This window comes from Nonomuraea sp. NPDC005650 (assembly GCF_040605375.1).
Classification (GTDB): Bacteria; Actinomycetota; Actinomycetes; order Streptosporangiales; family Streptosporangiaceae; genus Nonomuraea.
The window spans coordinates 7471-27702 of record NZ_JBEXCR010000024.1; the positions used below are offsets into that span (position 1 = coordinate 7471).

The window sequence follows — 20232 nt, forward strand, 5'->3', positions numbered from 1 at the left end:
GAGCGCGACCATGAGCAGGAGCGGCGAACGTGAGGCTCGAGAGCGGTAGCTTGCGTGACCAGCGAGGGCCAAGTGAGCGCGACCATGAGCAGGAGCGGCGAACGTGAGGCTCGAGAGCGGTAGCTTGCGTGACCAGCGAGGGCCAAGTGAGCGCGACCATGAGCAGGAGAGGCGCTCATGACGGCGGTGGCCACGCGCCGGGCGGTCTTCCCCTGGCTGCGGCTCGGGCTGCTGATCCTCTTCGTGGTGATCTTCCTGATCCCCATCTACGTGCTGCTGGTCACCAGCTTCAAGCCGCTCACGGAGGCCGACCCCGGCCAGGCGTGGAACCTGCCACAGACCTGGACGACCGAGGCGTGGCGGGTGGCCTGGGAGAAGCTGGCCCCCGGCCTGTGGAACAGCGTGCTGCTGGCCGTGCCCGGCTCGCTGCTGTCGTGCGCGCTCGGTTCCATGAACGGCTACGTGCTGTCCAAGTGGCGCTTCCCCGGGGCGGACGTGCTGTTCACGCTGTTCCTGTTCGGCATGTTCATCCCGTACCAGGGGGTCATGATCCCGCTGGTGCAGCTGCTCGTGGGGCTGAACGAGCTGACCGGGCTGCAGGGCGTCTTCTACGGCGGCATCCCCGGGCTGGTGCTGGCCCACGTCGTGTACGGCATCCCGATCTGCACGCTGATCTTCCGCAACTACTACGTCACGATCCCCGACGAGCTGATCGAGGCCTCCCGGGTGGACGGGGCCGGCATGCTGCGGACGTACTGGTCGGTGGTGCTGCCGGTGTCGGCGCCCGCCATCGCGGTGGTCGTCATCTGGCAGTTCACCTCGCTGTGGAACGACTTCCTGTTCGCCGTCTTCCTGACCGGGCCGACGAGCTGGCCCACGACCGTGATGCTGAACAACATCGCCGGTGCGCAGGCCACCCCGTACAGCCAGCAGATGGCGGCGGCCATCCTGTCGTCGATCCCGACGATGCTGATCTACGTCCTGCTGGGCAGGTTCTTCATGCGCGGGCTGATGGCGGGGGCGCTCAAGGGGTAGCCGCGTGGGCCAGGGGTTCGCCGCGGACGTAACGGGCCACGTCGGCGGCCACGATCGAGGCCGCGTTCATGGCCGTCTGCTTGCTGGCCCCGGCCAGGTGCGGGGTCATGATCAGGTTCGGGGTGGTGAGCAGGCGCGAGCCGGCCGGGATGGGCTCCTCCGGGAAGACGTCCATGGCGGCCCCGAACAGCTGGCCCGACACCAGGGCGTCGCACACGGCGTCGTAGTCGACCAGCGCGCCCCTGGCGCAGTTGACCAGGACCGAGCCGCGCGGCATGGCGGCGATCTCGGCCGCGCCGATCATGCCGTTGGTCTCGGGGGTGGCGCGGGCGTGCAGGGAGACGAAGTGGGAGCGCCGCAGCAGCTCGTCCAGCTCCACCCGGCCGGGCACGTCCACGTACGGGTCATAGACCAGGACCTCCGCGCCGAAGCCTTCGAGCATGCGGGCCACGCGGCGGCCGATGGCGCCGTAGCCGACCAGGCCGACCGTGCTGCCGTCCAGCTCGGGGCCGACGTTGTCGTACATGTAGTAGTCGCCCCGCCACACGCCCCCCGCCAGGTCGTTGTGCGTCTGGGGGATCCTGCGGGTGGCGGCCAGCAGCATGGCCAGGGTGTGCTCGGCGGTGGCCACCGCGTTGCGCCCGGGCGCGAACGTCACCGCCACGCCCGCCGCCTTGGCCGCCTCCAGGTTGGCGTTGACCGGGCCGCCCCGGCTCACGCAGAACAGCCGCAGGTCGGGGGAGGCGTCCAGGACCCGCTTGGTCAACGGGGCCATCTGGGTCACGCAGACCTCGACGCCGCGTAGCGCCTCGATCAGCTCGTCCTCCACGTCGGAGGCCTCGTCGACCTCGCCCACCCGGCCGAACGGCTCGACCGGCCACGGGAGCGTCAGCTCGCTGATGTCCACCTCGCCGGGGACCTCGCGCCTGAGCGCGTCGATGAGCAGGCGGTTCTGGACGAAGTGGTCACCCGCGGCAAGGACTCGGATGGTCAACGAACGGCTCCAATCGGGGAGTTGTACTGCAGCATCGCGGCCCGCCGTCCGTCGCGCAGGCGCAGCTCGGTGAGTGCACAGTTGTCCAGGCGCGGGAACAGCCGCCGGTACTCGCCGAGCGGCACCCCGATCAGGCGGCACAGGGCGAGCCTGATGGCGGTCGTGTGCGCGACCACCAGCACGCGCCCGTCGGGGTGGGCGGCGGCGATGTCGTCGAGGGCGGCCACGAACCGGTCGGCGGCCAGGTGCGGGTCCTCGCCGCCGGGCAGCGGGTGCCCGGCCGGGTCGGACTCGAACGCGGCGCGCGCCTCGGGGAAGCGAGCCGCCATCTCGGCCGAGGTCAGGCCCTCGCCCTGGCCGAAGTCCAGCTCGCGCAGCCTCGGGTCGGTACGCGGCTCCACGCCGGCCTGGTCGGCAGCGGCCGCGGCGGTGATCCGGGCCCGGCTGAGCGTGGAGGCCCACACGGCCGCCAGGCCCGCCTGACCGGCCCACTCGGCCAGCTGGGCGGCCTGGGCGTGGCCGCGCGGGGTCAGCTCGATGTCGCTGACTCCCGCGTAGCGGTTCTCGGCGTGCCAGACGGTCTCGCCGTGGCGGACCAGGACGAGGTCGGTCATCGGGTGGTCCTCTCGCGCGCGTGTCCGGCGGCGGCCGGGTCGAGCCAGCCGCGCCGTTCCAGCTCTGTGACGAAACGCAGGTAGGGCTCGGTGAGGTCGGCGCCCGACGGGTCGACGACCGCGCGGGTCCTGATCATCTGTTCGGGATCGCCGCCCGCCAGGACGGCCATGCCCAGGGCGGGCTCGGCGTTCTCCCGCAGCGTCACGGGACGTCCCAGGACGTCCGCCCTGAGCCGGGTCCAGTACGCGCTGCGGGTGGCGCCGCCGGTCAGGATGATCTCGCCGTCCACGGGGGCGCCGAGCAGGTCGAGGTAGTCGAAGCAGAGGCGTTCGACGAAGGCCGCGCCGAGCAGGATCGCCGCGTAACGCTCGACGTCGTCGGCCGGGTCGCCGAGCGTGAACCCCTCGGCCTCGGGGGCGTCGAACGGGAAGCGCTCGCCCCGCGAGACCAGCGGGTACGTGACGTTCGCGGGCGGGCCGGGGCGGGCGGCGGCCTGGGCGCTCAGCGCGTCGAGGTCGCGGCCGGGCAGGTCGCGGGAGAGCACGCCGGCGCCGGTGCTCGACGCGCCGCCCGGCAGCCACGAGCCGTCCGGCGCGCGGTGCGAGTAGACGACGCCGAGCGGGTCGTGGATCAGCTCCTTCGTCACGCCCTTGAGCACCAGCGTCGTGCCCAGCACGGAGTTCCAGCTCCCGACCCGGGTGGCGCCCGCGCCGAGCTGGGCGGCGCACCCGTCGGTGGTCCCGGCGATCACGGGCGTGCCGGCGGGGAGGCCGGTCTCCTCGGCGGCGGCCGCGCAGACCACGCCCAGCCGGGTGCCGGGCCGTACGACCTCGGGGAGCAGCTCCGCGGGCACGTCCAGGGCGTCCAGCACCTCGGACGGCCAGCGTTCTTCGATGAGGTCCACGCCGGTCTTGAGCGCGTTGCTGAGGTCGGTGGCGACCTCGTGGCCGACGAGGCGGCGGTTGACGAAGTCGTTCTGGTGCGCGAGCCGCGCCCCCGCGGGGGCGTCCCGGAGCAGCCACAGGAGCTTGGGCAGCGCCCAGTTGGGCTGCATGCGCCGGTAGCCGAGCCGCTCCCACACGGCGGCGCCCACCTCGTTGGCGCGCCCGGCGTCGGCGCGCCGGTCGTCGTACATGAGCGCGGGCGTCAGGGCCCGGCCGTCGGGGTCGGTGAGCAGGATCGTTCCAGATGTGGCGGCCACGGCCACGCCCGCGACCTGCTCGGACGGCACGTCGCGCAGCGCCTCGCGGGTGGCGGCGGCCAGTTCGCGCCACCACTGCTCGGGGTCCTGCTCGTGGCGGGGCCCGTCGCGGTGGCTGGTCAGCGGCCGGGCGGCCGTCCCGACCATCCGCCCGTCCCCGGCGACGGCCATCGCCCGCACGCTCTGGGTCCCGAGATCGATGCCTATCCAAACGTTCATGCGCCCTCCTTCGTCGGTCGCATGAACGTCAAACGGCTGCGTTCGATTGTTCGCTCGCTGCGCTCACTCATGTACGGCCCCTCATCTCGGCCAGCAGCGGCCAGGAGACCGCGTTCGTCTGGCGCAGGGTCAAGAAGTCGTCGAACAGCCGGTCGTACAACGCCTGGCGGGCGGGGTTGGGTTCGAGCGCGTCGCGCAGCCGTACATGCTCCGAGGCGGCCGCCGCGACGGACGGGGCGGCGGCGGTGGCGGCCAGCCCCACCAGGTACGCGCCCCGCGCGCCCACCTCGGTGTCGGCCGGGCGGCGCACGGGCAGCCCGGTGACATCGGCGATCAGCTGGAGCCAGGCGGTGCTGTTCGAACCGCCCCCGCACACGCGCAGCTCCGTGGGCGCGGCGCCGGTGGCGGCAAGGCAGTCGCGGATGACCATCGTCAGCCCTTCGAGCACCGCCCGCGCCACGTCCGGGCGGCCGTGCTCGAACGACATGCCCAGCAGAGACCCCCTGGCCAGCGGGTCCGAGAACGGCGCCCGCTCACCGGCGGGCGACATGTACGGCAGGAATGTCAGCCCGCGCGCGCCCGGCTCGCTCAGCAGGGCCAGGTCGCCCAGCTCGGCCGGGCCGCTCAGCCCCATCATGCGGCACGTCCACTGCACCACCTCGGTGCCCGCGAACGTGGGGAAGGCCCGCAGATAGCCGCCGGGCAGCGCGATCGTGATCCCGATCGGCTCGCCCGCCAGGTCGGCGGAGTCGACGATGACCTCGGTGCACAGCGTGGTGCCGAGGATGCCGCACGCCTGCCCGGCCCGCACCGCGCCCGCGCCCAGCGCCGTGGCGGCGATGTCGTACGGGGCCATCACGACCGGCGTCCCGGCGGGCAGCCCGAGCGCGGGAGCCGCGTCCCCGGACAGCTCGGCGACGTGGCCGGAGCGGATCGGGGGCAGCAGCCGCTCGGCCCACTCCGTCCCGAACAGGGCCAGCAGCGCGGGGGAGTACGCCCGCGCCCGCAGGTCCATGTACGGCGCGGAGGCGTCGGACTCGTCGGCGACCAGCTCTCCGGTCATCCGCGCGAAGATCCAGCCGCCGCAGGTGAGCATGGCGCTCGACCGGTCCAGCCGCTCGGGGTCGTTCGCGCGCAGCCAGGTCAGGATCGCGTGCGGCAGCCCGGAGGCGGCCGACGAGCCGTTGAGCCGGAACGCCTCGGCCGCGGTCCCGGAGCGGGTCCAGCCGTCCACGGCGGAGGCCGCCCTGGCGTCGTTCCAGAGGATCGCGGGCCCGGTCGGCTCGCCGTCCGGGCCGACCAGCCAGCAGCCGTCGCCCTGGGCCGTGACGGCCACGAAGTCCACCGTCCCCACCTGGGCGGCGACCTCGCGCACGGTGGCGGCGACCGCGTCCCAGACGGCGTTCATGTCCTGCTCGGCGTGGCCGGGCAGGGGCCTGGAGACCACCGTCTCCCGCCGGGCGACGGACGCCTCCGCGCCCTCGTCGTCATACCCGACCGCCTTGATGACCGTGGTGCCCGCGTCCACGCAGATGATCGCCATCAGGCCCTGCCGTGGGAGGTCCTCGACCGGCGCGACACGGAGTCGACGATCACGGCGAGTAGCAGCACCGCTCCGGTGACCACGAACCTGATCGACGAGTCGAGGTTGAGCAGGGTCAGGCCGCTGGAGATGGACTGGATGACGATGATCCCGAGCAGCGCGCCGAACGCGGTGCCGCGCCCGCCGAACAGGCTCGTCCCGCCGATCACGGCGGCCGCGATGGCGTTGAGGTTGACGTCGCCCGAGCCGCTGGACTGGTTGGCCGCGGCGAGCCTGGCCGCGGCCAGGATGCCGCCGACCGCGGCGAACGTCGAGCAGAGCACGAACACCGAGGTGTAGACGGCCCTGACGTTGATGCCGGCCCGGCGGGCGGCCTCCACGTTGCCGCCGACGGCGTAGACGGCCCTGCCCCACTTCGTCCGCGACAGCAGGTAGTGCATGATCAGCACGAGCGCCACGAAGAAGACGAACATCCAGCCCACACCGCGCGTCTGGCCCAGGTACCAGACCACGAACGCCAGCACCGCCAGCAGCGCCACGCTCCTGACGGCCAGCGTGGACACGCTCCTGGCCGAGAGCCCGGCCTTGCGCCGCTCCTGCGCGTGCAGGTATCCGGTGACGAACAGCCACACGGCCGCGATGGCCGCGAACGTGTACGACAGCCAGGCCGGCACGAAGTCGAGCTGCGCGAAGTTCACCAGGCCCGAGTCGAAGGGCAGGTTGATCGACCCCTTGGTGCCCAGCACGTACAGCTGGAGCCCGAGGAAGGCGAGCAGGCCGGCCAGCGTGATCACGAAGCTCGGAACGCCGAACCGGTTGAACAGCTGCCCGTACACCCAGCCGATGACCGCTCCCATGATCACCGCGGCGGCGATGGCCAGCCAGACCGGCAGTCCCTGACCCACGAACAGCACCGCGAGCACGGCGCCCGACAGCCCGCTGACCGAGCCGACCGACAGGTCGATCTGGCCTACCAGCAGGACGCAGACGATGCCGAGCGAGATGATGCCGACGGCGGCGGACTCCAGGGTGAGGTTCACCAGGTTCGCGCTGGACAGGAAGATCGGGTTCAGGATCTGCAGGACCGTCCAGATGACCACGAGCCCGACCACGACGGGGATGACGCCCAGGTCGCCGCCGCGGGCCCGCTCGACCACGTCGGCGAGCGCGCCGCGCAGCCCGTCGCGGTTCTGCAGCCGCTCGTCCTGACGGTCTGTCGTCACTGTGCTCAAGACCGAGCTCCCTTCTGCGCCCGCCTGGACACCACGTTGTCGGTGGCGCCGGTGATGGCGGCGATGATGTCCTCGGTGGAGACCTGGTCCACGTCGAACACGCCGTTGTTGCGGCCCAGCCGCAGCACGGCGACGGTGTCGGCGACGGCCTTCACGTCCGCCATGTTGTGGCTGATCATGATGACGCCCAGGCCGTTCTCGCGCAGCCGCTCGACCAGGTTGAGCACTTCCGCCGTCTGCGCCACGCCCAGCGCGGCGGTGGGCTCGTCGAGGATGATGACCTTCGGGTCGCCGAGCAGCGATCTGGCGATGGCCACCGTCTGCCGCTGACCGCCCGACAGCGCCGCGACCGGCACCCGTACGCTCGGGATCTTGGCGGAGAGCTGGCGGAGCAGCTCCCACGAGCGGGTCTCCATGGCCACGTCGTTGAGGCGCAGCGGGCGGATCTCCTGGCCGAGGAACAGGTTCTGGATCACGTTGAGGTTCTCGCAGAGCGCCAGGTCCTGGAAGACCGTGGCGATGCCGAGCTTGTGCGCGGCGGCCGGGGTGGGGATCTCGACCTCGTTCCCCTCGAACGTGATCGTGCCGCCGTCCGGCGGGTGCACGCCCGAGAGGATCTTGACCAGCGTCGACTTGCCCGCGCCGTTGTCCCCGACGACGGCGACGACCTGGCCGGCGGCGACGTCGAGCTCGATGTCGGTCAGCGCCGCCACCGCGCCGAAGGTCTTGCTGATCCCGCGCAGGGAGAGGACGGTCATCACTTGATTCCGAGCTCGGCGCAGCCCTTGGCGTACTCGCCGGTGCAGGCCTCGGCGGCCTTCATGATGCCGCTGTCGAACAGCACTTCCTTGATGTTCTCCGTGGTCACCACCGTGGGCACGAACAGCTCCGACGGGGTGTTGTAGAGCGTGGTCTTGCCCGCGGGCTTCTTGCCCTGCATGAACTCCCACGCCACGTTCGCGGAGGCCTCGGCCACGATCTTGATCGGCTTGGAGATCGTGTTGTACTGGTCGCCCGCGATGATGCGCTGGGCGGCGGCCAGCTCGGCGTCGTTGCCGGTGATCGGCGGCACCTTCACGCCCGCGGCCTTGAACGCGGCGATCGAGCCGCCGCCGGTGCCGTCGTTGGCCGCGACCACGCCGGCGATCTGGTCCTTGAACTGCGTGATCTGGCCGCTGACCCAGGTCTGCGCCTTCTCCGGCTGCCAGTCGGGGGTGTCGTACTCGGCCAGCAGCTTGAACCCGCTCGGGTCGACCGCGCTGTGGATGCCCTTCTTGATCAGACCGGCCGCCGCGTCCGTGGGCGAGCCGTTGACCTGGAGGATCCCGCCCTTGGCGTTCTCCTTCTTCAGGTGGTCGACCAGGGACTGGGCGATCATGGCGCCGATCTTCTCGTTGTCGAACGAGATGTAGTAGTCGGCGGGCGTGGCCGGGATCGGCCGGTCGTAGGCGATGACCGCCACCTGCTGCGACTGGGCCGTCTTGACGATGGTGGCCGCGGCGGCGGAGTCGACCGGGTCGAGCACGATGGCCTTGACGCCCTGGGCGAGCGCGGAGTTGGCCTGTTGCTGCTGCTTGGCGGCGTCGGAGTCGGCGTTCTGGTAGATGACCTCGCAGGTCGGGCAGAGCTGCTTCATCTTGGCCTCGAACAGCGGCTTGTCCGCGAGCTCGTACCGGGTCGAGGCGAGGTCGGGCATGAGGAAGGCGACCTTGGCGCTCTGGACGTCGCCGCCACCGCTGGTGTTCCCCCCGGTCGAGCCGGAGCCGGAGCCGGAGCCGGAGCCGCACGCGGCCAGCACCGAGCCTGCGAGCACTGCCACTGCGGCGAACGCGGAGGTCCGCATCTTAGCTCTGTTCACGGGTTTCGTTCCTCACTTGCTACCGGGATTCCTGACGCAAAGCCCCCGAAACAGGACAATGCCCTGCACAACCAGGCACATCCTGTGGTGCGGCTCACGGTAGCGCGCGTTCTGAAACTTTGTCCAGCAAAAATGTTCAGAGCTGGTGTGCGGCGGCCACCAGGCCCTCTGCCGTCGGGACATCCGTGACGAGCTGGTTGAAGTAGCCGCCCTTGGCGCCCGCGACGATGGACAGCACCTTCTCGGCGCCCACCGCGACCGCGATCGTGGCGGGGATGCGGCGCAGCTCCTCCGGCTGGGTGGCGACCAGGCGCTCGCTGCCCGGGTAGGTGACGGGCCGGCCGTCGCGGTCGTAGACGCGCATGCACACGTCGCCCACGGCCTGGCGCAGGCTGTCGGCGTCGCGCGGCATGAGGGCGGGCGTCATCTGCCGCATCAGCGGGGCCGAGCCGACGCCGACGATGGCGCACTTGGCGTGCGCCCACAGGTCCATGACCCGGCGTACGGACGGCTCGTGCTGCAGCGAGTAGAACAGCTCGGGGCCGGGCAGGGCGGGCGCGTAGAGGTAGGCGGGCACGCCGCCGGCGCGTTCGGCCAGGATGCGGGTGGTCTCGTTGGTCTGGAACCAGGGCTGCGGCTCCTCCTGGCCGCCCACCGCGGGCGCGATCGTGACCCCCGGATACTGGCCGAGCCCTTCGCGGGCGCACTCGTAGACCGTGGTGCCGGACGAGACGAGCACGACGTCGCCGGACTCCAGCCCGACCGCCGCCAGCGCGCGGGTCACGGCCGGTGCCAGCCACGGGCCCAGGGTCGGGCCGCTGACCTTGGGCACCAGGTAGACGCGCTGCAGGTCGAGCGCCTGCGCCACCTCGGCGGCCAGCGGGCCGTCCGCGAGCGCGGCGGGCCGGTGCACCTTGATCTCGACGATGCCCTGCTTGCGGGCCTCGGTGAGCAGCCGGCTCACGGTCGCCCTGGAGACGCCGAGCCGCAGGGCGATGTCGCCCTGGGTGGCCTCCTCGATGTAGTACTGCTGGGCGGCCGCGTACATCAGCTCAAGCGGGAACCTGGCCTGCGTCTCGGGTGCGACGTCGGCGGCATTCATGCGCGCGCTCCTGTGAACATTTTTGCTGAACCGATGCGCAAACGACTATAGGCGGTGATGTCCCGGGGGGCCAGCGCCGCACCCTCCGCTGAAAAGGCTAGCCGCCATTGGGGAACTCTAGGCAGGACAACTACTCTGCGCTTACGATCGACTGCGCAAGGTAGTGCTTCGGTGGGGGAGGGGCAATGTCCAAGGGGATGCTCGTCGTCGCGGTGGCCGTCGGTCTGATGGCCGGGAACATGGCGCCGCCCGCCGTGGCGGCGGCCACGGTCCTGCGCTGCGACACGTACGTGCACGCGCAGGACAACGACCTCGGCATCGCGTCCTGCACCAACCCCACGGGCCAGACCTGGAAGTTCCGGGCCGTGGTGGTCTGCGGCCGGGCGCCGGACGTCGTGGGCGAGTGGGTGACGCTCCCGCCCGGCGCGTCGGGGGAGTCGCAGGGATACTGCGGCGGCATCTTCACCAGCGGCGTGGGCGCCGTGGGCGTGGACGAGCGGGTCGTCTGACCGGTCAGCCCACCGGGGACAGCTCGCCGGAGCCGCGGGCGATGAGCCGTACCGGCAGCTCGATGTGCTCCGGCGGGCCCGCGTCGCCGCGCAGGCGGCGGAAGAGCAGCTCGGCCGCCACCCGCCCCATCCACGCCGGATCCTGCGCCACCACGCTCACCCCCGGGGTCAGCAGGTCGGCCAGCTCGAAGTCGTCGAAGCCCACCAGCGCCACCCGGCGCCCCGCCAGCGCCCGCAGCGCCGTCACGGTGTAGCGGCCGTTGCCGGTGAACAGCGCGGACGGCGGGTCGTCCAGGGCGAACATGCGGGCCAGGTCCGCGCGTACGGCCTCCGGCGAGGGCGGCCGCATCGACACCAGCCGCTCGTCGAACAGCCCTCCGAGCGCCTGCCGGTAGCCGTTGAGCCGCTCGGCCGCGGTGAAGATGCCCGAGGTGTCCCCGAGGAAGGCGATCCTGCGGTGGCCGTGTTCCATGAGGTGGCGGACCGCCTCCCCGGCGCCGCCCAGGTTGTCGGCGAGCACCGTGTCCACGTCGATCCCCGCGCCCGGCGGCCGGTCGGCGAACACCACCGGCGTGCCCGCCTCCAGTTCGGGCCGCAGGTACGTGTGGTCCTCGCCGGCGGGCACCACGATCAGCCCGTCCACCCGGCGCGCGCAGAACGTCTCGACCAGCTCGCGCTCCCTGAGCGGCTCCTCGCTCGACGACCCGCTCAGCAGCAGGCAGCCGTGCTCGATGACGACGTCCTCGACCGCCCTGCTCAGACCTGAGTAGAACGGGTCGGCCACGTCCTCGATGACCAGCCCGATCGTGGCGGTCCTGCCCCTGCGCAGCACCGCCGCGCTCTCGTTGCGGCTGTAGCCCAGCCGCTCGATGGCCACGCGCACCCGCTCGGCCGTGGCCGGGTGGACGCCGGGCTCGCCGTTCACGACCCGCGAGACGGTCTTGAGCGCCACGCCCGCCGCCGAGGCGACGTCTTTCATCGTCGGTCTCACGCCAGGATCATTCCTCACCCGGACCTGGTAGACAACGTTGTCAAGCGTTATGCGAGAGTGGTCCTCTATGTCGTTGAGATCTGCGGCGCTGGTGATCGGGGTCGTGCTGGCCGCGCTCAACCTGCGCCCCGCCATCGCCGGTGTCTCCCCGCTCCTCGACGAGATCATGAAGGACGTGGGCCTGTCGCCCGCCGGCGGCGGCGCGGTGACCACGGTCATGGTGGTCTGTCTCGGCGTGTTCGGGCCGCTCACGCCGCTGCTCGCGCGGCGCCTCGGGCTCGACCGCACGCTGCTGGCCGGCCTGCTGGTGATCGCGGTGGGCGTGACGCTGCGCGGCCTCGACGGCGCGCCCATGCTCTACCTCGGCTCGGCCCTCGCCGCCACGGCCATCGCCGTCATGAACGTCTCCATGCCCGCCGTCGTCAAGGAGCACTTCCCCACCCGGGTCAACCTGATGACCGGCGTCTACGTCGCCTCGGTGGTGGCCGGCGCCACCCTCGCCTCGGGGCTGGTCATCCCCGTCGAGCACGCCACCGGGTACGGCTGGCGCGGCGTCTCCGCGCTGCTCGCCGTGCCCGCCCTGCTGGCCGCGCTGTTCTGGCTGCCCCAGGCGCTGCGCGGGCAGAGCGGGGCGCAGAACGGGCCCAGGCCGTTCGGCGCGGTGCTCAGGAGCCCCGTGACCTGGGCCGTGACCGCCCTCATGGGCCTGCAGTCGCTCACCTTCTACGTCATGCTGGCCTGGCTGCCGACGATCTTCCTGGAGGCCGGACTCCCCGCCGACCAGGCCGGATACCTGCTCAGCCTGACGAACCTGGTCCAGGTCGTCACCTCGCTGGCCATCCCCGTGCTGGCCGGTCGGCGGGACTCCCAGGTGCCGTACGTGGTCGGCGCCGGGGTGCTGACCGTGCTCGGCTACCTCGGCATGCTGCTGGCCCCCACGACCGCGCCCTGGGTGTGGATGATCGTGCTGGGGATCGGGCAGGGGGCCTCGTTCGCGCTGGCCTTGCTGATCATCGCGCTGCGGCCCGCCGATCCGGCCACCGTGACCGCGCTGTCGGCCGTGGCTCAGTCCGTCGGGTACGTGATCGCGGCGCTGGGGCCGATGCTGTTCGGGCTCCTCAGGGAGGTCTCGGGCGGCTGGACGGTGCCGCTGCTGGCGGGACTGGGGGTGCTCGTGGCGCAGATCGCGGCCGGGTGGTTCGCGGGACGGCCTGCTACCTTAGGTAAGGCTAACCTTTAGGGGGATTCAGGGTGCTGACCGAGACGCTCCAGCGGGTCGCCGACGCGCGTGGCGGGGTGCTGGGCGTCGAGCCACGCCTGGTCATCGAGCCCGACGAGAGCTGGACGCCGGTCGCCGAGCTGCTGCGGGAGCCGTACCCGCGGCTGCTTGAGCTGATCGACGAGACGGCGGCGCGCTGGAACGCGCCACGCCACGTCGGCGCCGCGCTGTTCTGGAAGACCTACGGCTACTGGCACACGATGCCCATGGCGCTCGGCTGGGCGCTGGACGGGCGGGTGCCGGTCATGCGGCCGGCGGACACCTACTTCAAGGTGTCGGAGGCCGGGGTGACGATCGCGGCCACGCGGGTGAGCTGGTCCGCCGGCGCCGCCGCGATCCGCGAGGCGCTGGCCGAGTCGCAGCAGCCGCTGGTGACGGCCATCGGCGCGCTCGCCAAGGTGGGCGAGCGGACGCTGTGGGGATCCACCGCGGAGGCGTTCGCCCATCCGCTGACGTCGATCGTGCCGGGCGACTACCTGCGGCTGCTGAAGGAGATCGGCCCGCCGGTCGACGGGCTGATCGAGCCCGCCGGCGACGGCTACTTCCGCAGGACCTGCTGCTTGTGGATCACGCTGCCCGACGTCGAGCCCTGCGGAAGCTGCTGCGTGCTCAGGCCACCACGACGTCGTCCAGCGGCCTGAGCTCGTCGGCGTAGCTGACCGAGACGCGGCGCATGACGCCGGTGTCGTCGATGGAGTACTGGCCGAGCCGCCACAGCGGTGGCGAGTAGGCGTGGATGGAGACGCTCTTGTCCACCGCGCCGTTGAGCCGGTGGATGTGGTCGGGCCCGAACGAGAACGACTGCCCTTCCGAGACCACGGTCTCCAGGTGCTCGCCGCCGATGCGCGGGTTGCACTCCGCCAGCGCGCCCTGCACCACGTGGACGGCGCCGGAGGAGATGTCGTGGTCGTGCCAGCCGGTGTCGTCCTCGGGGCGCCAGCAGAGCAGCCAGACGTCCACGTACGCGTCGCGGTAGAGCGAGGCGTAATGCCTGCCGCCGTCCTCGGGGAACTCCACCTGGTCCCGCCACTCCTCGGGATGCGCGGCCAGTTCGTTCACCAGGTCGCGCAGTTCGCGCCGGTCGAGCGTGCGTTCGGGCAGTTGGGCACAGGTGCCCCCGTCCTGGATCTGCTTCGTGCTCACGTACGAGTCTCCTTTCTGCTCAATAGACGACGGGGGTTGGCGACCCGGATGGCGTGGCCGGCGGCCGCGCCGAGCCCGGGGTCGGGTGCGGTGGCGTAAGGGGCGTCCGAGCCGTTGACGACGACGTCGATGCCCAGCTCGCGGACGATCGCGTCGATCGCCCGGGGGCCGTAGGAGGAGGTCTCCACGAAGAAGTCGGGATCGACCAGGCCGCGGGTGCCGCCGCCCCTGGCGATCAGGCGCTCCGAGTGCAGCGGGGCCAGCCCCGCGAGCGCCGCGAAGCAGACCCGCAGCTCGGGGTGCCTGGGCCGGACGACGGCGTGGAAGTAGTGCCAGGCGGCGTGCAACTGCTGCACGTACGACACCACGGCCGGCCACCAGGGCGGCGTGCCCGGGGTCTTCGCGGCAGGGCCCGGGTGGACGAACAGCGGCAGGTCCCTGTCGGTCAGCACCTCGAGCAGGCCGTCGTCGGGCACGGCCGTCGCGGGGATCTGCAGCCCGGCGAAGCCGCGGTCGAGGTCCCGGGCCAGGCGCTCGGGGTCGGGCCGGCTGAGGCACGTGGACGCCCAGGCCCCGAACGGCTCGCCCAGCGCGAGCGCGCCGTCGTGGTAGGCGTCGACGACCGGCCAGGACTCCTCGGGCGGCAGGAACTCGATGCCCAGCGGGCTCGACGGCGACACCAGCGCCAGCTCCAGGCCGGTGGTGTCGCGGTGCTCCAGGTCATGGGGGTCGATCTCGTACGGGGCCTCGCCGTCGAGGAACAACGTCCAGCCGTCGACGTGGGGAGGGGCCGAGCGAGCGCGCAGCGCGTCGACGAGCGGGCGCGTCCAGACGTGCTGATGGACGTCGATGCTCACGGCTCCTCCTTCCCCTATTCCCTACTAACATTACAGGTAACCCGCGCCACCTTGCGACACCGGGCTGTGAAGCGTTTCAGTGATACGGTTCAGTGAACCGCTTCACAAGGCTGTTGTCAACGGCTCGGACGGCTGTCGCCGGACCCCGGGAACGCCGACCGGCCCGGCCTTCCCGGTGCGGCATCGGTTCGGCGGGAGATGTTCACTATGGAGGGCAAAGCCGACAATCCCGTGACGCGAAATCGGTTCTGTCGCTGCCAGCGAATAGGCTGGCTTAATGCCTCGCAAGAGAGCCACTATCCGGGAGGTGGCTCAGGCCACGGGCCTGTCACCGGCTGCCGTCTCGTATGCGCTGCGTGGCCTGCAGGTTTCCGAGGAGACCATGGAGCGCGTACGCGCCGCGGCGGCCGAGCTGGGCTACGAGGCCGATCCCATCGCCAGGGCCCTGGCCAGCGGGCGCACCGGCATGATCGGCCTGCTGTGCGGCTCGCTGGAGGACCTGTGGCAGCAGTCCCTGGCGGTCGGCATCAGCCGGGGGCTGCGGGAGAAGGATCGCTATGCCCTGATCCTTGACGCGGTGGGCGACCCCGCCCGCGAGCGGGCCTTCGCCCAGCGGCTGCGCGACCAGCGCGTCGACGGCCTCATCGTCCAGCCGATCGATCCGGCGGCGGCGTTCTGGCCCGAGCTGTGCGAGTCGCTGCCGGTGGTCGCGATCGGCGACTCGATCGCGGGCACGGCCGGGGAGGTCGTCTTCGACAACCGGCGGGGCGTGACGCTGGCGCTGGAGCACCTGCGCGCGCTGGGCCACCGGCGCGTCGCCGTCCTCACCCCGACCCGGGCCAGCACGCCCGACCGGCCCGCCGACCTGCACGTCACCGCCGAGGCCGACCGGCTGGGGCTGGACATCGAGGTCGCCACCGCTCCCCAGGGGCTGGCGGGGGCCACGGCCGCGGCGCGGGAGCTGCTGGCCGGCCAGGGGCCGAGCGCGGTGTTCTGCTTCGCGGACTCGATCGCCTACGGGGTTTACGCGGCGGCTCAGGAGCTGGGGCTGTCCGTTCCCGAGGACGTTTCGGTCATGGGGTATGACGACCACCCGATGTCCGGGCTGCTCACGCCGGGCCTCACGACCGTCGATTGGGACATCGACGGGATCGTCAAGGCCGCGGTCCGCCTCATCTCGGCCGCGACGGACGGGGGGACCCGGCGCCGGCGCGTCGTCCAGGCTCCCACCCTCCGCGAACGGGGGTCGGTGGCCCGGGTGCCCTGACGCCCCTTCGGCCGTCCGTGCGCTTGCTCGCCGTGACCCCCCGGGTGGCGGGTGGGTCAGAGGGGTGGGTGCTGGGTGAGGGCGTGGCGGGAGGTGGTGAGGTCGTCGGTGAGGGGACGGTCGGGGGTGGGGGTGTTGAGGGCGCGCAGGGCGGCGGTGCGCTCGCAGGCCAGGACGATTTCCAGGGGCTCCAGGCAGCGCAGCGCGTGGCGGGCCGCCTGTGTGGCGAAGCCCGCGTGGTCCTCCGTGCCCAGGGAGATCACCGCCACCCCCGTCGTCACCGGAGTCGCGAGGTGGCGGAGCTCGGCCAGGGCGTCCTGAGCCACGTACTCCAGGATCAGCGCCCCCGACGCCCCCGGGCGGTCGGCGAGGAAAGGGTGGCGGCCGGTGTAGGCGGGGTCCATGAGGGTGGCCAGGCGCGCGGCGCTGAGCTGGGCCGTCTGTACGAGCGCGGCGCGCAGCGCGTCGAGCGCCAGCGCCACCGGGGCCGAGTGGAAGTTGCCGTTGTGCCAGGCCAGGGAGCCGGAGATGAGGGGGTTCTCGGCGGCGGCGTTGAGGTCGATCTCGATGGCGGCCGTGGCCCGGTCGAGGGCGTCCACGGCGGTCCCGTGGACCTGGGCGAAGGCCCGGTAGCCGTACGGGTCCTGCACGCGGGTCGCCAGCTCCTGGGTGAGCAGGCCGCGCAGGCGGGCGGCCACGGCGGCCTGGCCGGGGTGGGGACGGGCCTCCTGTACGGCGGCGGCCAGCGGCTCGGCGGAGGCGCCCACGGCGGTGAACGACATCGCGGCCACGTCGACGACGGCCTCCAGGAGAAGACGGAGGCGGTGGCAGGCGATGGCGGCGTCGGCCAGCGTGGCGGCTCCCGAGCTGATGAACGGCAGCGCGTCCTCAGGGGCGAAGAGGAAGTGGGGAGCGGGGGAGGCGGGGGATTCGGGGTGCCAGGGGAGTTCGCCCAGCAGGCACAGGGCCGTGGTGGCCAGGGCGGACAGGTCGCCGGTGCCGATGGCGCCGTACGTCTGGATCGGCGGGGTGAACCCGCCGTTGATCGCCTCGGCCAGCACCGGCAGGACGGCCGGGTCGATGCCGGAGCCGCCGGCGAGGAGCTGGTTGAGCCGCACCACGAGCATGGCCCGGGCGCGGGCCGGCGGGATCAGCGGGCCGGCTCCGCACACGTGGCTGCGCAGCAGGTCGAGGCCGGGTTTTTCGAGGATGACGCCTCTGTTGGCCCCCACGCCGGTGCTCCGCCCGTACACGGGGCCGGTGAGTTCCTGGGCGGTGGCCCACGCGGCCCGGGCCCGATCGAGGGATGCGATCGTGACCCGGGCCCCGTCGTACGCGGCCTCGTGGACCTGCGCGCAGGTCAGGCCGGCGCCGTCGAGCTCCACCGGCGGCTCAGTCGCCGTCGGGAATGAACAGGCCCAGCAGCCAGCTCACCACGCTGATGATGATCGCGCCCCAGAAGGCGGCCGGGTAGAAGTTGTCGACGTGGAAGGGGATGTCGAGCTGGGTCGAGATCCAGCTCGTCAGCAGCAGCATGGCCGCGTTGATCACGAGGAGGAACAGGCCCAGCGTCAGGACGATGATCGCGCACCCAAGGGCCTTGACGATGGGCTTGACGATCGCGTTCACGATGCCGAAGATCAACGCCACGATCAGGAGGACGCCCCAGTATTTGGCGGAGTTGGGGGAGGTGCTGACCTCGATGCCGGGGACGAGCTGGATGGCCACCCACAGGGCCGCCGCCGCGGCGATGGTTCTGATGATGAATCTCACGCTGCTTGATCCTCCCACTTCAGAACGGCACTCCGATAGTGGCGCGGCCACTACGATTCCCAACGGTTACCGTGAGTAGTCGCCGGTTATGATCGGTCCAACTCGGGAAGAGGCGTCCATGGGGAGGGAGCGAGATGGACGCGAACGGGCTCGAGTCGTTGCCGGCCGACGAGTTGCACGATCGGGCGGTGCGCTACGCCGTACGTCACGGGGATCTGGGGTTCCTCTGGGACCTGCTGAAGGTGATCCCGGCCGCCGAGGCCGCCAGCGGTCACGGCACCGAGACCGCCAACGACCTCAGCAGGGTCTCCGCGCTGCTCAGCGATGCCATCGCCTCCGGCGAGGGCCAGCTGGGCGAGGCACTGCGCCCGATCTACATCGACTATTTGCGCAAACACCCCGACGCCTGACCGCGCGGCAGGGGGCGCCGGGGGTGACCGCGCGGGGTCGACGCGGGCCACCCTCCGTAACCATGCGAGCGCGCTCAGCCCGCCAGGCGGGCCTCGGCTCCGCTGTACTCGGCGAAGCCGGGCGTGCTGACCTCCTGCCCGTCCCGGGTGATGATCATCGTCTGGTACGGCCCCGCCGCCGCCAGGTCGGCCGCGAAGCGCCTGGCCAGCATGGGCCCCATGGCGTAGGCGGCAGTGGCGTACGCGTCGGCCATGCCCAGGTCGGGACCGATCACGGTGACCGAGCCGAGCCCCTCCTCCACGGCCCCCGTGTGCGGGTTGACGATGGGCGCGCCGCCGGAGGTGGCGATGCCGAGGTCGTGGGCGAAGACGACCTTGCGGACCAGGTCCTTGCGCGGATCGCGGATGCCGACGCGCCAGCGCTTGCCGGGGGCGGCCGAGCCGCGCACCCTGATGTCCTCGCCCGCGCTGATGCGGTGGTCGCCCGCGCCCGCGTTGACCAGGGCGCGGGAAAGCCGTTCGAGCGCCCAGCCCTTGATGTAGCCGGACGGGTCGATGACGCCGTTGATGCGGGCCTCGAAGTAGCCGTCGGTGGCCAGGCTGATCTCGTCGCAGCGGTGGAGGACCTCGATGAGCTCGGGGATCTGCCTGATCGTCTGGCCGCGGTTGAGCCGGCCGATCTGGCTGTCCTCTTTTACCGGGCTGAAGGTGTCTTCCACCCACCTCAACCAGGAGAACGCGTCATCCAGCAGGGGCGCCAGCTCGCGTGCCGGGAGAGCGGTGCGGATGTCCACACTGACCGGCATGCCCATGACCATCTCGACACGGGCGCTTCCGGGGAAAGTCGTCACCTTGCCTCCTTGTCCGCAGCCCACCGTTGCAGATGGCGCGTAATGTGGAGCTAAACCTTTTGCCGAGATTTGAAATGAACCTGTGATCTCGGGACAGCGAGGCGTGACAATGCGCCGCCCACGTACCTCTTGAACTGCCGCGGACCGGCCACCACCACGTCGCGCTCGGCGATGTCGGGAATCTGGCGGCTCAGGCCGGAGGCGCTCAGCCGCTCCTTGGCCCGCGGGTCGTGCTCGGCGCCCTCGATGAGGATAAGCCCGTATCGGGCCTCCAGGTCGCGCAGCTCGTCGGTGGCCCGCTCGGTCCGGTAGACGGCCACGGTGTCGGGCGCCCCGGTCAGCCGCTCGCGCAGGGCGGCCGCGTCGAGGCCGGTGGCGATCAGCAGGGTCGGCCTGGTCGTGTGGACGACCTGGTGGCTCCAGACCGCCATGACGGCGGCCATCGCGTACAGGATGAGCGAGCCCGCGCGGCTCAGCTCGGTCACATATGCCGAGGAGCTGAACTGGTGGGCCACCAGCAGCGCGCCGGCGAGATAGCTGCCGAGCCGCAGGCGCTGCCTGGCCTCCTCGGTACGGAGGTAGTCGGCGGCCTTGACGGTGAGCACGCCGAGCGCGACGAGCAGCGCCGCGGCGGCGTAGGCGGTGGGCCGCCACGGATAACCGAAGCCCGGCTGGATCGCCCCGAACTCGGCAACCGCGACGCCGCACCAGAACAGGACGGGACCGTGGTTCGCATTCGCCTCGCTAGCCATGCCTCTCACGATCCTGAACGAACATTAAAGGTTTCTGAGTAGGGTCTGAAACATGGCTAACGTGCGTGTCGAACGGACTGACGACGGCGGATTCCGGGCCACGAACGCCCGCGGCGCCGAGGTGCGGATGGGTGGCGGGGACGAGGACGGGGTGTTCACCCCGGTGGAGTTGCTGCTGGCGGCGATAGGCGGATGCAACATCGTGACGGTCGAGCCGTTGACCGCCAAGCGGGGCCACCGGCTGGTCCGCCTGGCGATGACGGTGCAGGCGGAGAAGGTCGAGCCGAGCAAGCTCGGCCCGGTCACCGTCACGTATGACGTCGAGCTGCCCTCGGAGGAGGCCGGCGAGGTGTTCAGGGCGGTCGCGGAGCGGGTGCACGAGAAGTACTGCACGGTGAGCAGGTCGTTGCAAGAAGGTACGGAGGTTCGGTTGGAGCTTCCGTAGTCGGATTAAACAGATATTCGACCCCGTTATGACGCGACCGTTGCATTCGTCTCGGTAACGTTGTAGCAGGTCAAGAGGCCAATAGACCTTCACCGAAGCGGACGCGGAGGGGGACCGCGGTTCGCCAGTGCGGGACCGCCGGCGTTTTGGGGGAAT

General features: G+C 71.5%; 22 protein-coding genes. 7 read left to right on the forward strand and 15 right to left on the reverse strand.

Features of this window, described 5'->3' with window-relative positions; genetic code table 11:
- Positions 1–177 precede the first annotated feature (177 nt).
- On the forward strand, positions 178–1035 hold the full coding sequence (locus tag ABZS69_RS36360) for a carbohydrate ABC transporter permease (RefSeq protein ID WP_355380027.1): 858 nt from the start codon (positions 178–180) through the stop codon (positions 1033–1035).
- On the opposite strand, the gene ABZS69_RS36365 is transcribed toward ABZS69_RS36360, so the two are convergent.
- The 8 genes from ABZS69_RS36365 to ABZS69_RS36400 form a co-directional block, all read right to left on the reverse strand.
- The gene (locus tag ABZS69_RS36365; RefSeq protein ID WP_355380030.1) at positions 1025–2029 is read right to left on the reverse strand and encodes a 2-hydroxyacid dehydrogenase; all 1005 of its coding nucleotides are present in this window, start codon (positions 2027–2029) and stop codon (positions 1025–1027) included. The two genes, ABZS69_RS36360 and ABZS69_RS36365, sit on opposite strands and share 11 nt — an antisense overlap.
- On the reverse strand, positions 2026–2643 hold the full coding sequence (locus ABZS69_RS36370; protein WP_355380032.1) for a histidine phosphatase family protein: 618 nt from the start codon (positions 2641–2643) through the stop codon (positions 2026–2028). Before ABZS69_RS36370 ends, ABZS69_RS36365 begins: the two co-directional genes overlap by 4 nt.
- Positions 2640–4064, reverse strand: a complete 1425-nt coding sequence (locus ABZS69_RS36375) for an FGGY family carbohydrate kinase (RefSeq protein ID WP_355380034.1) — start codon at positions 4062–4064, stop codon at positions 2640–2642. Before ABZS69_RS36375 ends, ABZS69_RS36370 begins: the two co-directional genes overlap by 4 nt.
- 67 nt (positions 4065–4131) lie before the next feature.
- Positions 4132–5607: an FGGY-family carbohydrate kinase gene (locus tag ABZS69_RS36380; protein ID WP_355380036.1), complete on the reverse strand. Its 1476-nt coding sequence runs from the start codon at positions 5605–5607 to the stop codon at positions 4132–4134.
- The gene (locus tag ABZS69_RS36385) at positions 5607–6830 is read right to left on the reverse strand and encodes a sugar ABC transporter permease (protein ID WP_355380380.1); all 1224 of its coding nucleotides are present in this window, start codon (positions 6828–6830) and stop codon (positions 5607–5609) included. The genes ABZS69_RS36380 and ABZS69_RS36385 overlap by 1 nt, the downstream gene beginning before the upstream one ends.
- A 5-nt stretch (positions 6831–6835) precedes the next feature.
- On the reverse strand, positions 6836–7597 hold the full coding sequence (locus ABZS69_RS36390) for an ATP-binding cassette domain-containing protein (RefSeq protein WP_355380038.1): 762 nt from the start codon (positions 7595–7597) through the stop codon (positions 6836–6838).
- The gene (locus ABZS69_RS36395; RefSeq protein ID WP_355380040.1) at positions 7597–8697 is read right to left on the reverse strand and encodes a sugar ABC transporter substrate-binding protein; all 1101 of its coding nucleotides are present in this window, start codon (positions 8695–8697) and stop codon (positions 7597–7599) included. Before ABZS69_RS36395 ends, ABZS69_RS36390 begins: the two co-directional genes overlap by 1 nt.
- Before the next feature lie 136 nt (positions 8698–8833).
- A complete protein-coding gene (locus tag ABZS69_RS36400) occupies positions 8834–9799 on the reverse strand; it encodes a sugar-binding domain-containing protein (protein ID WP_355380042.1) in 966 nt (321 codons plus the stop codon).
- A 185-nt stretch (positions 9800–9984) separates the two neighbouring features.
- Between ABZS69_RS36400 and ABZS69_RS36405 the strand changes: the two genes are divergently transcribed.
- Positions 9985–10308 (forward strand): hypothetical protein, encoded by a 324-nt coding sequence (locus tag ABZS69_RS36405; RefSeq protein WP_355380044.1) that lies wholly within the window; start codon positions 9985–9987, stop codon positions 10306–10308.
- 4 nt (positions 10309–10312) lie between these two features.
- On the opposite strand, the gene ABZS69_RS36410 is transcribed toward ABZS69_RS36405, so the two are convergent.
- Positions 10313–11287, reverse strand: a complete 975-nt coding sequence (locus tag ABZS69_RS36410) for a LacI family DNA-binding transcriptional regulator (RefSeq protein ID WP_355380382.1) — start codon at positions 11285–11287, stop codon at positions 10313–10315.
- Between the two features lie 79 nt (positions 11288–11366).
- On the opposite strand from ABZS69_RS36410, the gene ABZS69_RS36415 reads away from it, so the two are divergent.
- Positions 11367–12539 (forward strand): MFS transporter, encoded by a 1173-nt coding sequence (locus ABZS69_RS36415; protein WP_355380046.1) that lies wholly within the window; start codon positions 11367–11369, stop codon positions 12537–12539.
- 11 nt (positions 12540–12550) lie between these two features.
- Positions 12551–13219, forward strand: a complete 669-nt coding sequence (locus ABZS69_RS36420) for a (2Fe-2S)-binding protein (protein WP_355380048.1) — start codon at positions 12551–12553, stop codon at positions 13217–13219.
- Here the strand turns inward: ABZS69_RS36420 and ABZS69_RS36425 are convergent.
- The gene (locus ABZS69_RS36425; protein ID WP_355380050.1) at positions 13188–13721 is read right to left on the reverse strand and encodes a cysteine dioxygenase family protein; all 534 of its coding nucleotides are present in this window, start codon (positions 13719–13721) and stop codon (positions 13188–13190) included. The genes ABZS69_RS36420 and ABZS69_RS36425 overlap by 32 nt on opposite strands.
- Positions 13718–14578: an amidohydrolase gene (locus ABZS69_RS36430; RefSeq protein WP_355380052.1), complete on the reverse strand. Its 861-nt coding sequence runs from the start codon at positions 14576–14578 to the stop codon at positions 13718–13720. Before ABZS69_RS36430 ends, ABZS69_RS36425 begins: the two co-directional genes overlap by 4 nt.
- 307 nt (positions 14579–14885) lie before the next feature.
- Between ABZS69_RS36430 and ABZS69_RS36435 the strand changes: the two genes are divergently transcribed.
- A complete protein-coding gene (locus ABZS69_RS36435) occupies positions 14886–15845 on the forward strand; it encodes a LacI family DNA-binding transcriptional regulator (RefSeq protein WP_355380054.1) in 960 nt (319 codons plus the stop codon).
- Positions 15846–15901: 56 nt separating this feature from the next.
- Here the strand turns inward: ABZS69_RS36435 and ABZS69_RS36440 are convergent, their stop codons facing one another.
- The gene (locus ABZS69_RS36440; protein WP_355380056.1) at positions 15902–17230 is read right to left on the reverse strand and encodes an aromatic amino acid lyase; all 1329 of its coding nucleotides are present in this window, start codon (positions 17228–17230) and stop codon (positions 15902–15904) included.
- Between the two features lie 7 nt (positions 17231–17237).
- The gene (locus ABZS69_RS36445) at positions 17238–17618 is read right to left on the reverse strand and encodes a phage holin family protein (protein ID WP_185068013.1); all 381 of its coding nucleotides are present in this window, start codon (positions 17616–17618) and stop codon (positions 17238–17240) included.
- Positions 17619–17752: 134 nt separating this feature from the next.
- On the opposite strand from ABZS69_RS36445, the gene ABZS69_RS36450 reads away from it, so the two are divergent.
- Positions 17753–18028, forward strand: coding sequence for a hypothetical protein (locus ABZS69_RS36450; RefSeq protein ID WP_355380058.1), 276 nt, complete (start codon positions 17753–17755; stop codon positions 18026–18028).
- A gap of 74 nt (positions 18029–18102) precedes the next feature.
- On the opposite strand, the gene ABZS69_RS36455 is transcribed toward ABZS69_RS36450, so the two are convergent.
- Both ABZS69_RS36455 and ABZS69_RS36460 read right to left on the reverse strand, forming a co-directional pair.
- On the reverse strand, positions 18103–18879 hold the full coding sequence (locus tag ABZS69_RS36455) for an FAD:protein FMN transferase (RefSeq protein ID WP_355380060.1): 777 nt from the start codon (positions 18877–18879) through the stop codon (positions 18103–18105).
- A gap of 50 nt (positions 18880–18929) precedes the next feature.
- Entirely contained in the window at positions 18930–19631 is a 702-nt protein-coding gene (locus tag ABZS69_RS36460) for a hypothetical protein (RefSeq protein ID WP_355380063.1), read from the reverse strand.
- 52 nt (positions 19632–19683) lie between these two features.
- Here ABZS69_RS36460 and ABZS69_RS36465 point away from each other — a divergent pair, with 52 nt between their 5' ends.
- Positions 19684–20076 carry an OsmC family protein gene (locus tag ABZS69_RS36465; protein ID WP_355380065.1) on the forward strand — a complete coding sequence of 131 codons (393 nt, stop codon included), beginning with the start codon at positions 19684–19686 and terminating at the stop codon, positions 20074–20076.
- Positions 20077–20232 lie beyond the last annotated feature (156 nt).

Excerpts from the sequence above, each read along its gene's own strand:
- ABZS69_RS36360 (WP_355380027.1), top strand. The coding sequence starts at position 178 with ATGACGGCGGTGGCCACGCGCCGGGCGGTCTTCCCCTGGCTGCGGCTC.
- ABZS69_RS36370 (WP_355380032.1), bottom strand. The coding sequence starts at position 2,643 with ATGACCGACCTCGTCCTGGTCCGCCACGGCGAGACCGTCTGGCACGCC.
- ABZS69_RS36375 (WP_355380034.1), bottom strand. The coding sequence starts at position 4,064 with ATGAACGTTTGGATAGGCATCGATCTCGGGACCCAGAGCGTGCGGGCG.
- ABZS69_RS36380 (WP_355380036.1), bottom strand. The coding sequence starts at position 5,607 with ATGGCGATCATCTGCGTGGACGCGGGCACCACGGTCATCAAGGCGGTC.
- ABZS69_RS36390 (WP_355380038.1), bottom strand. The coding sequence starts at position 7,597 with ATGACCGTCCTCTCCCTGCGCGGGATCAGCAAGACCTTCGGCGCGGTG.
- ABZS69_RS36400 (WP_355380042.1), bottom strand. The coding sequence starts at position 9,799 with ATGAATGCCGCCGACGTCGCACCCGAGACGCAGGCCAGGTTCCCGCTT.
- ABZS69_RS36405 (WP_355380044.1), top strand. The coding sequence starts at position 9,985 with ATGTCCAAGGGGATGCTCGTCGTCGCGGTGGCCGTCGGTCTGATGGCC.
- ABZS69_RS36410 (WP_355380382.1), bottom strand. The coding sequence starts at position 11,287 with ATGAAAGACGTCGCCTCGGCGGCGGGCGTGGCGCTCAAGACCGTCTCG.
- ABZS69_RS36415 (WP_355380046.1), top strand. The coding sequence starts at position 11,367 with ATGTCGTTGAGATCTGCGGCGCTGGTGATCGGGGTCGTGCTGGCCGCG.
- ABZS69_RS36450 (WP_355380058.1), top strand. The coding sequence starts at position 17,753 with ATGGACGCGAACGGGCTCGAGTCGTTGCCGGCCGACGAGTTGCACGAT.
- ABZS69_RS36460 (WP_355380063.1), bottom strand. The coding sequence starts at position 19,631 with ATGGCTAGCGAGGCGAATGCGAACCACGGTCCCGTCCTGTTCTGGTGC.
- ABZS69_RS36465 (WP_355380065.1), top strand. The coding sequence starts at position 19,684 with ATGGCTAACGTGCGTGTCGAACGGACTGACGACGGCGGATTCCGGGCC.